Source organism: Flagellimonas sediminis, assembly GCF_010500845.1.
GTDB lineage: Bacteria > Bacteroidota > Bacteroidia > Flavobacteriales > Flavobacteriaceae > Flagellimonas > Flagellimonas sediminis.
Genome location: NZ_JAAAMI010000004.1, coordinates 325,718 through 337,828, shown reverse-complemented (window position 1 = coordinate 337,828; position 12,111 = coordinate 325,718). Strand labels below are relative to the sequence as shown.

14 protein-coding genes are annotated in these 12,111 nt (G+C 40.8%); 3 read left to right on the top strand and 11 right to left on the bottom strand.

Annotation, left to right across the window (positions count from 1 at the left end):
* From GTK07_RS10620 to GTK07_RS10570, 11 genes are all read right to left on the bottom strand, one after another.
* Complete coding sequence (locus tag GTK07_RS10620) at positions 1-1,791, bottom strand: class I mannose-6-phosphate isomerase (RefSeq protein WP_163635217.1); 1,791 nt, start codon at positions 1,789-1,791, stop codon at positions 1-3.
* Between the two features lie 152 nt (positions 1,792-1,943).
* Positions 1,944-2,672 (bottom strand): GntR family transcriptional regulator, encoded by a 729-nt coding sequence (locus tag GTK07_RS10615; protein ID WP_163635216.1) that lies wholly within the window; start codon positions 2,670-2,672, stop codon positions 1,944-1,946.
* 315 nt (positions 2,673-2,987) lie between these two features.
* A complete protein-coding gene (locus tag GTK07_RS10610; protein ID WP_163635215.1) occupies positions 2,988-3,404 on the bottom strand; it encodes a YybH family protein in 417 nt (138 codons plus the stop codon).
* Between the two features lie 135 nt (positions 3,405-3,539).
* Entirely contained in the window at positions 3,540-4,106 is a 567-nt protein-coding gene (locus GTK07_RS10605; RefSeq protein ID WP_163635214.1) for a dihydrofolate reductase family protein, read from the bottom strand.
* A 60-nt stretch (positions 4,107-4,166) separates the two neighbouring features.
* Positions 4,167-4,388 carry a DUF4287 domain-containing protein gene (locus GTK07_RS10600; protein ID WP_163635213.1) on the bottom strand — a complete coding sequence of 74 codons (222 nt, stop codon included), beginning with the start codon at positions 4,386-4,388 and terminating at the stop codon, positions 4,167-4,169.
* Complete coding sequence (locus tag GTK07_RS10595) at positions 4,388-4,765, bottom strand: DoxX family protein (RefSeq protein ID WP_163635212.1); 378 nt, start codon at positions 4,763-4,765, stop codon at positions 4,388-4,390. The genes GTK07_RS10600 and GTK07_RS10595 overlap by 1 nt, the downstream gene beginning before the upstream one ends.
* A gap of 97 nt (positions 4,766-4,862) precedes the next feature.
* Positions 4,863-5,162: a DUF1905 domain-containing protein gene (locus tag GTK07_RS10590; RefSeq protein ID WP_163635211.1), complete on the bottom strand. Its 300-nt coding sequence runs from the start codon at positions 5,160-5,162 to the stop codon at positions 4,863-4,865.
* A 28-nt stretch (positions 5,163-5,190) separates the two neighbouring features.
* A complete protein-coding gene (locus tag GTK07_RS10585; RefSeq protein WP_163635210.1) occupies positions 5,191-6,150 on the bottom strand; it encodes an SRPBCC family protein in 960 nt (319 codons plus the stop codon).
* A 76-nt stretch (positions 6,151-6,226) separates the two neighbouring features.
* A complete protein-coding gene (locus tag GTK07_RS10580) occupies positions 6,227-8,794 on the bottom strand; it encodes a TonB-dependent receptor plug domain-containing protein (protein WP_163635209.1) in 2,568 nt (855 codons plus the stop codon).
* 3 nt (positions 8,795-8,797) lie between these two features.
* Entirely contained in the window at positions 8,798-9,712 is a 915-nt protein-coding gene (locus tag GTK07_RS10575; RefSeq protein ID WP_163635208.1) for a FecR family protein, read from the bottom strand.
* Positions 9,713-9,761: 49 nt separating this feature from the next.
* A complete protein-coding gene (locus tag GTK07_RS10570; RefSeq protein WP_163635207.1) occupies positions 9,762-10,283 on the bottom strand; it encodes an RNA polymerase sigma factor in 522 nt (173 codons plus the stop codon).
* A 160-nt stretch (positions 10,284-10,443) separates the two neighbouring features.
* On the opposite strand from GTK07_RS10570, the gene GTK07_RS10565 reads away from it, so the two are divergent.
* Genes GTK07_RS10565 through GTK07_RS10555 form a run of 3 tightly spaced genes read left to right on the top strand, consistent with a single transcriptional unit; the run spans position 10,444 to position 12,111 of the window.
* Positions 10,444-10,839: a thioredoxin family protein gene (locus GTK07_RS10565; RefSeq protein WP_235932767.1), complete on the top strand. Its 396-nt coding sequence runs from the start codon at positions 10,444-10,446 to the stop codon at positions 10,837-10,839.
* A gap of 18 nt (positions 10,840-10,857) precedes the next feature.
* A complete protein-coding gene (locus tag GTK07_RS10560) occupies positions 10,858-11,895 on the top strand; it encodes an FAD:protein FMN transferase (RefSeq protein WP_163635206.1) in 1,038 nt (345 codons plus the stop codon).
* A 6-nt stretch (positions 11,896-11,901) separates the two neighbouring features.
* Positions 11,902-12,111: a DUF4266 domain-containing protein gene (locus GTK07_RS10555; protein ID WP_119639352.1), complete on the top strand. Its 210-nt coding sequence runs from the start codon at positions 11,902-11,904 to the stop codon at positions 12,109-12,111.

The window sequence follows — 12,111 nt, the reverse complement described above, 5'->3', positions numbered from 1 at the left end:
TCATTTTAGATAGGCGTTTATAACTTTTGCTTTGCTTTTGCCCATATTTTTGAGCGTAAAGTGTTCTGCGGCGGCTGGGATTACGAAAGTTTCCGCATAATTTAATAATTGACTTTCCGCACCATTGGTCTCCACCAAAACACTTTCACCTTCAACAAGCATCATCACTTGACATGAGCCCTGGGTTTCTCTGGTAATGGTGTTGTCGAAGTCCAATCGTCTCACATCATAAAAGTGTTCTTTGTGGGTAGGAAAATGTATGACTTCGTAGTCATGCTCTTTTTCAATGACAGTTTGTTTGGAGATAAGCTCCTCCTGAACTTTTTTACCCTTTCGCTTAAAATTCAAATTATTAAAAGCATGTTCAATGTTTATCGGTCTAGTCTTTCCATTCAAGTCCAGGCGCAACCAATCGTACATTTTAAAGGTGAAGATATATGGGGTGGCACTAATTTCCAATACCATATTACCTGCTCCGGCGCTATGAACGGTCCCATTGGGAATTAGGTAGAAATCATGTTTGCGGGAATCATGTTTTTGTACGAAGTCGGTAATTTTCAGTTCTTTATTTTCCTGCTCACTTCGCAATAACTCTTTTTTAAATTTTGTAGGGTCTATATTGTCTTGAAAGCCTAAGAAAACGCTGGAGTCATTGTCACAATCCAATATGTAGTAACATTCGTCTTGGGTTAGGTTTTCCCCAAAGGTTTCTTGAATGTATGGGAGGCTTGGATGGCATTGTATGGATAGATTTCCACCGTTAAATGTATCGAGAAAGTTGAACCTTATGGGGAATTCGGTTCCGAATCGATCATAGTGGTCGCCAAGGATGTTTTTCGCTTCTTGGTACATTAGAAAATCAAAAGAGATTTCCAACAAATAACCATCGCTCTCAAATAATAAACCATTTTCGGGAACGATCAATGAAAAAGCCCAAGCGTAATTGACAACAGCGGGGTTTAAACTTTTTATTTTGTTTTTCATCCATTCACCTCCCCATGCCCCAGGTTCAAACCATGGTCTTACACGGAATATGGATGAACTCATGAAGTTGAGGGCGGTCCTTATGTCCTGCATGAACGCCCAATTGATATCACGGTCATGTTGCGAGTCCACAATGATATCAATTGTACTTGTAAGCTTTTTCTTTTCCTCGTTCATTACTACCCAATCTACGAAGTAGTAATGTTTGTACATCTTGTAGAACTCTTCCGTACGGCTTAGTCCAAAATTGGATACGGAACCCGATCGTGCAAGGTATTGAAGTTCGTTCTTCGGAAAATCAAAGTAAATCAAAGTATCATGAAGATTGGCCAGGTTAGAACCAAATCCATAGATGATGGTGATAGTTGCCTCTGGGTCTATTTTGATGAGATTCATTTTTTCTTCATCAAAGAAATCGATCATACCAAGCTTGCATTTGGTTCCCCAAATAGAGTCTTCCTCTCCCAAATAGGGCTCTAACATCAGCATAATGTCGTTTTCTGATTTGAGAACTGTGGAAAAATTGATCAGATTTATATGTAGGTTTTTTAATTCTGGAGTCTGACACAGCATTTCAACAATCAGGTCCCAATCAATGCCCACAAAACCATCTAGACAGACTTTTTTTTGTTTTGCAATATATGCTGCCAGTGACCTATAGCCGCTACTTATTTTGTCCGGTCCTAAATTAAATGTTGGATATATGTCAAAGACATTCTTCTCTCTCTCTGTTTTTTTTAAGGGTGCCACGTATTGGTCGGTAGCCCGTTCCCTAGGTATTGAAGATGTCTTAAAATGGTTGCTCATACTTGGATTTTATTTTCGATTTGGCAAATCTAATATTTATAATGTTCTAATGTATAAACATAATAATTTTTTATCAAATAAAGCAGTCGAAACCATATTATATGTGGCCTATCCCCAAATACAAAGTATTTGGAAAAAATTGCATTTTAGGCTTACCTACTGCTCTCTACGCTATAGATGAAGCTATCGGATTTGTAATAACCCAAGTTAAACTCTATAGGTCTTTCTCCCTGATCGTACACGAACCGCTTTCTGAACAAAACCGGGGTGCCCAATTTAAGGCCCAGTTTATTGGAAATATGCTCATCTGCGGCTGTGGCGCTAATTTCTTCCTTGGATAATGAGGCGATTACGGAGTGTTCACTCTCCAACATTTCATAAAGGGGCATTCTAAAATCTTCCTCCCCACTTAATCCTATTCTAGGATGAAAATAAGATACGAAATACACAAAAGGCTCATCAGGTTTTCCCCTAACGCGTTCCATTTTTAGTACCTTTTTATCTTTTGTAATTTCAAAAAAATTTCGAATCTCCTCATTTGGATTTACCCAGCTTAGGTTAAGTTCGAAATTCTTGATAGGAATTCCCCTGACTTTCATTTCCTGGGAAAAACTTAGCCAATTATTGGATCTGGAACTAACGGGCCTAGGGGCCACTTTAGTTCCAGCTTTTTTCTTTCGCACCAGCAGTCCTTCGTACACCAATTTTTTGATTGCCTGCCTAACTGTTGACCTTGATATGGCAAGTCTCTTGCTTATCTCAACTTCACTAGGTAGACTTTTACCTTTTTGATATTCTTCCTGCTCTATCAACTCCCTGATTAACTGTTCAACCTGAGCATGTAAAGGGATAGGACTTTTATGATCTATCGCAAATTTCATAGTTCGCTCCTCAAGGAATCAAGATGTTTTATGGTTAGTGATCAAACTGTTTTCCAAAGATAAGGTTTATGGAAAACTTTTTATTTCAAAATTCAATTAAGATGAATATTTGATCTAGTCAGCTATCTGTAACCAAATCGGGTAACGCCAAGTGTTACAAGGAGCTGTTTTAAAAAATGGATGTACTAAAACTAAAAATCAGTGTTATTACAATATAACATCTAGGATTTAAAGGTAATAAAATGAGTAGAGAAGTTAATTGAGATCGATAGGATCGACTTAACCGTATATTTTATTTTGATTATCAACGTTCTGCTAAAAATCAAAAATCGCATTAAGGTTTTCTGAAGATATTGGGGCTGAAATATGTTGGTGGACCACTTTCCAAACGACTCCTTCTTTAGAGAATGCAATGGAGATCCTGTTTTTCATACTTCTGAGTACTTTTCCTTCGGGAGATATCGCCTGAAATTTTATCAATCCACTGGCAAACCCCATATTTTCGGATTGATGGATTTTTATCCTTTCAAAGTCAACCTTTACCTTTTCATCACCCAAAGAACCCAACCAATTTTCCATCTCAGTTTTCCATTCCTTAAGATTCGGATAATAACCTCTGTCCCACATGTCAAATTGGACAACATCTGAAGCATATAGGGCCAACAATGCATCCGAATCTTTTAGCCATACGGCCTCTTGATAGTTAGTAAAAAAGGGTTCAATTGTGTTCATGGATTAGTTTTCTGCTTTCATGTAGTTAATTTCGCCTATGGAATCCAAGATTACAAACCATGTCTTTCCCCAGGAGGATTCTGATGGTCATCTGAGGTTGCTTCCGCTTCAAAATTTTATAAATGCACGGATCCCCTACTTGTTACGTTGGTACTGGGCTATAAACACACCTGTGGTTGTCAATGTACTTTCCACCAATTTAAATGCTGCGGGAAGGATGTCCCCTTGGAACAATTTCTTGCCTTTTCCAAGGAGCACAGGATGTATTTTGAGTCTAATCTCGTCCACTAAATCATGCTGGAGTAACAAATGTACAAGTTCGCTGCTGCCCCAAACATGCAGGTCGGGGCCGTTGGAGTTCTTTAAAGTTCTGATATCCTCCACGTTGGAAATAAATAGGGTGTTCTGCCAATCCGTTTTTTTTCGGGTGTTCGATATCACATATTTAGTGCCCAGATTTATTCCTGGCCAAAAGTCGTTATGGTATGGCCAATAATTTTCCCATATCTCAAAGGTCTTTCTCCCTAAAATATAATTTGCAGGTTGTAGTTCCTTTTGCACCACGTTGGCATAGATTTCATCACCATAAGGTTTGGTCCAACCACCGAATGAAAACCCGCCCGAAGTGTCTTCCTCTGGTCCTCCGGGAGCTTGCATGACACCATCCAAAGTAATCATGGCCAAAACAGTGATCTTTCTCATTTAGGATTTTTTGGGTGAAAATTCTTTAAACCTTTTGGAGCCAGTGCACAATGTTATTTTTCAATCCGGTTTCTTTCCTTTGAGCAGGGCATAGACGGCCATGGCATGTCCATGTCCCAAATCAAATTCAGCTTTTAGCCAGTCTGTTATTTGGGTGGCCTTCACATCAGGTTTTATTTTCCCGTTTAGGGTAAATCCCATCTTTTCTGCCAAGGCTTTAAAGTCGGAAGGGGATTTACCTGTTTTTGCTTGAATATTATCTAGATATGCTTGGAACGACATTATTTGGCAGGATTGAGTTTGTGATAGGCGAAGTAGGAAGCCATTAAAATGCCCAAAAATAGTAACGGAAAGATGGATTGGAAATCCATTCCATCAACTGCAAAATGGCTAATGCTTGCAAAAATAAAATCGAACGCAAAGCCTGCATAGGCCCATTCCTTGATCCGTTTTGGGATTTGTGGAATGATCAAGGCAAGAGCACCCAATACCTTGAATACCACGAGAGCATTCCCAAAATAGTAAGGGTAGCCCAAGTGCCTGATTCCTTCTTTGGCCAGTTCGGTCTGCGAAGTAAGGGCGGGCATAACCCCTTCCATTAAAAAGATGATGACCGTGGTGGTCCAGAAAATAATCTTGTTGGTTTTAGTTGTTGCCATGGCTGTTTTTTATGTTTAGTTCAAAAATATTTGAATTTTAGTAGTTGATAAGAGGTGAATCCGACATATTGAAAGGTTGATCGCGACATGAAAGGGTCTACACCCAAACCTCCATTTGAAAATTATGGTCAACCTTTAGGTTGGTCTTTTTCCTGATTTCGGCCTTAATGGGAAGAATATAGGTATTCACTTTGGTATCGAACCAGATTGCGGTATCCCATTCCACAACACCGATCTTGGCAACCGCCTTCATTCTGCCCCAGCCTTCTTCCTGCCATTTTAAGTGCTCCCTGATTTCTTTGGAAATGGTTTTGGGCAACGAAACAAAATACCAACCTCCCGGGGCATTGTGCTGCCACATTTTGGTAGTGAATTCATACTTGATTTTGGCTTGCATTTAATTGAAGGTTGAACGCCAACTATGATTAATTTGCTTCGGATCTTTTTTTCTCTATCTGTAAAATATTGTTCTGTATATCTTTCATTATCCATTTACCCCACCAACCTGCATAAAAATTGAAAGTTGTATTCATTCTGAAATTACTGTACAAATGCAAACGATGAAGACCATTAGGTAATTTTTCCAGTTCATAAGTGCCATTCAGAACATTAAAATAATCCCCGCCTATTACGACATGTTCGTCTAGGGCGGTTGAAGGGATTTCGTGCGGATATGCCTTAATGTCAAATGTCATTCTTCGATTGTCAATATATTCTGTAACCGTTTCATGAAACACGAGTCCTTTTGTGAAAATCGCTTCACGGTAGGCACCAACTCCTTCAAAATTTAATTCTGCTTTTACTGGCCTAGGAAAACCAAGCATTCTTGTCAAATATCCTTTGTCGTCTTCGACTGGTATTTCATGAACTCTTGTGACATTTGACCAAATTCTTTCTGTGGGAGCATCAATATCTATGTAAGTATATGCTTTGTAAGTTCCTGGTACAGATTCTATGAGACTTTCAATAGGCCCGATGAGAATGGGTAGCAACACTAAAAATGAAATGTTGAGCCTATCACTTATTTTTTGAGTCTTTAAATAACCACCGATTATTCCTCCTATTGAAGAAGCTAAAAGGTAGACAGGCAATATCATAAGCCAGCAAGCCCAGCCTTCAATCGCAAGAGCAAGAGTAATTACTAGAAACAGCAAAACGGAAATCCAAGGTGTGAAAACCCTATATGCTATTCTTTTTGCTTTTTCACGTGGCGATAAGTAAACCGTTAAGGTTCCAACTATTATGGGAAGCAAGAACAAAAAGGTAATTGACATTACTGAAAAAAGATCCATCCAAGTATCGATTCCGAAAAATAATCGAAGGACCACTGCGTATAATGTTGGAATCCCGATTGCAATTAAAAATCTTTTTGTTTTACCACTCATCTAAATAAGATTAGAAATCGAATTTCAAAATTTTAAGATAACAATGTTTTCTAATTTTTTACTGAAGAAAATCAACTTAAAAAAACAACCGAAAGGTAATGTTGGGCGTAAATCCTAAGGAACGTCGGTAAACGACCTGGTCCAAGAGCAGTTCGCCATTTTGTTGGGAGGTACGATGGATGATGGACAGGGGTACCACCCTGTTGTAGAGGTTCAGTGCCGAGAGGCCGATCTGCATTCGGGAGTTTTTCTGATTCAGGTCGAACTCATGGACCACAGATGCATCCAACCGATGAAAATCCGGTAAACGCCCGGCGTTCAAGGGTCCAAAATTGACCCTTCTGGTATCTTCATCGTAATTTTCGATAAGGGTAACAGGTACACCCGTTCGGTACTGCCACCCCAATGAAAATTGAAAGTTGTTCAATTGTAGGCTGCTGGAAATCCTAAAACTATGTGTGATGTCATTGTTTCCTGAAAAGCTGCCTTCCTGTATCTCATTAAAAGTAAAATTAACGTCGTTGAACGAATACCCGATCCAAAAACGATATCGGTCAATTCGTTTTTTAATAAGGAAGTCCATCCCCAAGATCCTGCTTTTACCTTCACTTAAATTAGGTTCGGGTAGGGTAAATCCTTGGCTGTAAGTTGTTAATCCTGCAACCCTCTTGTAGTAAACTTCTGCATCCAATGTCCAACCCTTTTTATCGAAAAGAAGCCCTGTGGAAATCTGTTTGCTTTGCAGGAGCGGAAAGTTCACATCATCGGAAAGCCTCCAAAGGTTGTTCTCCAATCGCAGTTCGGTTTGGTTAAATTCGATAAGTTGCGAAATAGGTTGGTTCCTTCGTTCCAATCCGGCCCGTAACCTAAGGGATTTGGAAAAGGCCAGTTCCATGTTCAGGCGCGGTTCCAGATAAACCCGTGCCAAGCTTCCGTAATGCACGGTCCGCAACCCAATTTTCAAAATACCGGTGTTCTGTTTAATGAAGGAATACTCTCCAAAAAGTACATTTTTAAAATTGCTTTCATGCACCGGCAAGCTCAAATTGTTCTCAAGTTCCCCACTGGAAACTGAACTGAGGTCCACTTCCAGATTGGTGTTGGAAAGTTGGTAGCCGAAGGTAAACCGGTCTCCATTCCCCAAAATCCGATCCGATTTCAGATCCAATCCAAAATCACTGATCCTGTTTCCCCTAATGTTGGTCTCTTTCAATGTAGAACTATAAAATTCCTCATTCAAGTAATAGGAGTCATAGGATGAAAAATAGGTGGTCACCTCTTCGGTTTGTGTAGGAGAGGTATGATGGATCCAGTTTACGCTCACTCCACCATTGCCTGTGGTGAGAGAATCAACTTTGGTTTCCCCTTCACTCATGAAGGAAAAATTCGTGCGGTTGCGGGTCATCAGAGCACTTATGGAAATTTTATCCTTGGCCGAAGGTTGGTATACGAATTTGGCATTCAGATCGTAGAATCGAAACTCGTTTTGGCTGTTTTCATAGGTATAGTCGTCATCAGTGTTCACATTCAACGGGTTGCCATTACTGTCGGTAATGGTTCCACTATTGTTGAAGATTTTCCTTTCGTATGCTTCGTAAGTTGGACTTTCAAATACATCTAGATAGGAGTTCCGTGCGAAAAGGGACACAGAGGATTTTTTGGAAAGTGGCAGTTTGATAAAGCCGTCTAAGCTCAAACCGTCTACACCAAAACCCCCAGAAAGCTGGGAAGCCACCTTTTCATCTGTGGAAATATTGATAACTCCAGAAACCCTATCACCATAGACTGCGCTGGTGGCTGTTTTAAAAATATCGGCTTTTTCAGTGGCATATGGATTGAACCGGGAGAGCATACCGAAGAGATAGCCAGTGTTGAAAACTCTAATATGGTCAAAGAGCACTAAATTCTGGTCTGAAGTTCCGCCGTGAATTTGAATACCAGAGGCCGATTCGTCCAAACTGGTGACGCCCGGTATCATTTGAATGCTTTGCAAAATATCCGGTGTGGTCTGTCCCGGAATGGGTCCCAAGGGTCTTTGGGTCAGGGTGATGGATCCATCCCTGTTTCGGTCTATCCCTGTGGTGATATAGGAGGTAACAACCACTTCCCGTAATTGTTTGTATTGTGGGGAAAGATAGATGGAAGTGATATTTTTTGAGGATGCAAAATCAAAACTGCCATAACCGGAAACATCCAAATGGTGGGTTGGAAGACCATCATCCTCAAATTGAAGAAATCCCTTTTGGTTGGTTTCAAGGAGTAGGATAGAGTCTACCATCACCTGATTTTCCACCAAGGGCATTCGTGTTTCCTGGTCCAATAAAAAAAGACTGATATTGCCAGAAAAGGCAATGGGTGCGATGATGACTTGGTCCTGACCTTCGAGTTTTTCAAAATGCAACGCGGTCTGCGCTTCTAGAACAGAAAGGAGTTCGGTTAAAAGTAATCCATCTACTTGTAGAGTGATTTGTTTGCTGGCCACAACATCTTCGGCATAGGAAAAATGAAGGTTGAGGTCTTTTTCCAGCTGCTGGATCACCACTTTTAAGGGTGTGGCATCAAAATCATAAAATAGCTTTTCTTGGGCATGGGAAGTGGTCATGCCTAAAACAAGAATGCATAAAACGATAAAAATGTTCCTCATTTCTTACTCAGACAAGGTAACAATTCTTTTGTCTGCAGAAATGTGATATTTGAGGCCCATGGGTTCCATGGTGGTTTTTAATGCATTTTCAAGGTTTTGGTGGGTAAATTGTCCCGTAAAAAGTCGGTCCGTTTGAATGGAATTCGCTTCAAAAGTAACGGGAAATTGTACCGATAACTCTTCCAATACTTCTGAAAAAGGCTGCTGGGAAAAACGTGAAAAACCATTTTTCCAATCAGGAGTTTGCTCAGTAAAATTGTTTGTACGGATTGTACTGTTGTTAAAATCCATTTCCATTCCTTCGGAAAGTTGTGTAGGTTCCAAATGGGAGCTTAATGGTGAGAATACCACGGTTCCCTCGTAACATTGGATTTTTAAATCTTTTCGATTTTTAATGTTGAAACGGGTACCCAATACGGATACGGTTCCTTGTCGGGTCCTTACCTTGAAATCTTTCCCGGAACGGATATCAAAAAAAGCTTCTCCATCAAAATTAACGGCACGATCATCTTCCCATCCAAAACGTTTGTAACTCAGGGTTGAGTTTGCGTTCAGCTCGATCAACGAGCCATCCGCAAGGAGTACGGATTCTTTTTCCCCGATTCCAGTGGAATAGGTTACGTTCCCAAAAAAGTAGGTATACCCAACAAACAATAGGGCTATGGAGGCTGCCGCGGCCGAAATCCGCCACAAGCGTCTCACTTTTGGTTCTTTTTTGGACTGTTGGTTTTTGTCCGTGACCAAGGCCAAGGCTTTCTCCACATCAATTTCAGGGCCGCTCAATTTTTTGGCCTCTTCATCAATGGCCATAAGTTCCCTATAGACATCGGATGTCCTAAATCCCTCAAGTTCTTCCTCGGTCAGTTCCCCTGCTAACCATCGGGACAAAAAATCTTCATTGGCGTATTTTTCTTCCATAGGCATAGACCTTCTTGATTATAGGACAGTTATAGATTTGATTACCCTATTAAAATTTCAATTCTTTTCCCAAAACATCCCTTAGGCCCAAAAGTGCCCTACTCATTCTACGTTCCACCGCCTTTATTCCGATTTCCGTAATCTCTGCGATTTCGGCATATGTTTTTTTCTCAACACGGCTTAAAAGGTATACTTCCCTTTCTTTTTGGGGGAGGGATGCAATGGCGTTTTTCAGTTTTTCATGAAACTGTTCCACCTCCATCAAATAATCCGGACTTTCATGATCAATGGAGATGGTGGATTGTTTTAAGTGCTTCAACACAATTTTCTCGTGTTCCTTTTCATTGATGAATGCATTATTGGCGGCGCGGTACAAGTATGCCTTCACTTTGGAAAAGGAAACCGAGGAGCACAGCTTCCAAAGCTTTACAAAAACATTCTGGACAATATCCTCAGCTTGTTGTAAGTCCCCACATTTATAATAGATGTATCGCGTCACGGTCTCATAATGGGTCCGGAAAATCTTCTCGTATACTTTTTGCTCACAAATGGAAGGCTCTTGCTCTGTCATGCTGGGCTTGGGCAAAAATTTTTTGCGTTGGTCACAAAAATAATTAGAAAAAAGTAGGGTGCATTGCCATTTACCTGTCTTAATGATAGAAAAAGAAATTTATATCTGGATGATATACTATAAAAAATGGTTGACAGTCTTGTTCTTAGGCTGTTTTCTAATGATACAAAACCTATCGGCCCAAGAGTGGCAAACCAACTTGGGGAAGGCTCAGGAACTGGCCAAAAAGAATAACGAGAATATCATTTTGGTGTTTCAAGGGTCCGATTGGTGCGCTCCCTGTATCAAATTGGAACGTGAGATCTGGAGTACCGAAGAATTCCAAAAATTGGCCAAAGACCATTTTGTAATGTTGAAGGCCGATTTTCCAAGAAAGAAACAGAACAAATTACCTGCTACCCAGGAGGAGCACAACAAAACGTTGGCCTCCAAATACAACCCGAACGGATATTTTCCCTACGTAGTGGTACTCGATGCCAACGGAAAAGTGCTGGGGCAGACAGGGTACGAAAAGTCTACGCCAAAGGCCTATTTCGACAAGTTGAAATCTTTTTAAGGGAGAATTATGTTGAAGATGAAAAACATACTTTCCTGTGCAGTCCTGTTCCTGTTGGTTGTTGTGGCTTATCCTGGTGTTGTCGAAGAATCACAATCAGATACTATCTCGAAACTTCAGGTTTTCCAACGCACTTTGAAATTGATGGGTAGCCGATTTGACCTAACTGTTGTGGCCGAAAATCAAGCAAAGGGGGAGGAGTATTTGGATATGGCCATTGCGGAGATTACCAGAATAGAGCGCTTGATTTCTTCTTGGGACCCGAATTCCCAAACTTCCATGATCAATAAAAATGCTGGTGTGGCCCCGGTGAAGGTGGATCGTGAACTTTTTAATCTGATCGAAAGGGCCATAAAAATATCAAAACTGACCCAAGGGGCTTTTGACATCAGTTACGCCTCCATGGACCGTATCTGGAAATTTGACGGTTCCGTGATGGAAATGCCATCCGAAGAAGCCATAAAACAGTCCGTTGCCAAAGTAGGCTATCAAAATATTGAAATGGATCCCGAGAACAGCACTGTTTTTTTGAAGAAGGAAGGAATGAAGATCGGTTTTGGGGCCATTGGAAAGGGATATGCAGCGGATATGGCCAAAGCGTTGTTGTTGAAAAATGGTGTGTTCTCGGGAATCATCAACGCGTCGGGTGACCTGAATGCTTGGGGCACCCAGCCCGATGGTAAGGATTGGATGGTTGCTATCGTGAACCCGTTGAACAAAGAAAAAGTCTTTTCATGGTTGCCGGTGCGGGACCAAGCTGTGGTAACCTCTGGGAATTATGAAAAATTCATCATCCTGAACGGGGAACGCTATACCCACATCATCGACCCAAGAACCGGATATCCCAGCAAAGGGGTACGCAGTGCCACCATTTTTACCAAAAATGCAGAGCTCGCCGATGCCTTGGCCACTTCAATTTTTGTGATGGGAGTGGAAACCGGGGTGGATTTCGTGAACCAATTGAAGGGAGTGGAATGCATCATTGTGGATGATGATAATAAGATCATCACCTCCGAGAACATTACCCTGAAAGGAATTGAAAATCAAAGCAAATAATTGTTTATGAAGAAGATATTGATTGCCCTGTGTGCCTTGACCAGTTTGTCATCCTGCGTGGTATTGCACGAATATGAAAAGGTGGACATCAATGACCCCGATATGGTACTGGCCGATAAGAAATTCGTAAAGTTCGAAACCAATTATCAAGTGTACCGCGAAGGTGCCTCAGGTGGAAATGGAGGAAAAACAGGAGGGGGTTGTGGTTGCAATTAA

Bases quoted from the DNA above. Each gene is read 5' to 3' on its own strand.
- GTK07_RS10590 (WP_163635211.1), bottom strand. From the start codon at position 5,162: ATGCAAGCCAAAATCAAGTATGAATTCACTACCAAAATGTGGCAGCAC.
- GTK07_RS10620 (WP_163635217.1), bottom strand. From the start codon at position 1,791: ATGAGCAACCATTTTAAGACATCTTCAATACCTAGGGAACGGGCTACC.
- GTK07_RS10615 (WP_163635216.1), bottom strand. From the start codon at position 2,672: ATGAAATTTGCGATAGATCATAAAAGTCCTATCCCTTTACATGCTCAG.
- GTK07_RS10610 (WP_163635215.1), bottom strand. From the start codon at position 3,404: ATGAACACAATTGAACCCTTTTTTACTAACTATCAAGAGGCCGTATGG.
- GTK07_RS10560 (WP_163635206.1), top strand. From the start codon at position 10,858: ATGAAAAACATACTTTCCTGTGCAGTCCTGTTCCTGTTGGTTGTTGTG.
- GTK07_RS10585 (WP_163635210.1), bottom strand. From the start codon at position 6,150: ATGAGTGGTAAAACAAAAAGATTTTTAATTGCAATCGGGATTCCAACA.
- GTK07_RS10565 (WP_235932767.1), top strand. From the start codon at position 10,444: ATGATACAAAACCTATCGGCCCAAGAGTGGCAAACCAACTTGGGGAAG.
- GTK07_RS10600 (WP_163635213.1), bottom strand. From the start codon at position 4,388: ATGTCGTTCCAAGCATATCTAGATAATATTCAAGCAAAAACAGGTAAA.
- GTK07_RS10555 (WP_119639352.1), top strand. From the start codon at position 11,902: ATGAAGAAGATATTGATTGCCCTGTGTGCCTTGACCAGTTTGTCATCC.
- GTK07_RS10580 (WP_163635209.1), bottom strand. From the start codon at position 8,794: ATGAGGAACATTTTTATCGTTTTATGCATTCTTGTTTTAGGCATGACC.
- GTK07_RS10595 (WP_163635212.1), bottom strand. From the start codon at position 4,765: ATGGCAACAACTAAAACCAACAAGATTATTTTCTGGACCACCACGGTC.
- GTK07_RS10605 (WP_163635214.1), bottom strand. From the start codon at position 4,106: ATGAGAAAGATCACTGTTTTGGCCATGATTACTTTGGATGGTGTCATG.
- GTK07_RS10575 (WP_163635208.1), bottom strand. From the start codon at position 9,712: ATGGAAGAAAAATACGCCAATGAAGATTTTTTGTCCCGATGGTTAGCA.
- GTK07_RS10570 (WP_163635207.1), bottom strand. From the start codon at position 10,283: ATGACAGAGCAAGAGCCTTCCATTTGTGAGCAAAAAGTATACGAGAAG.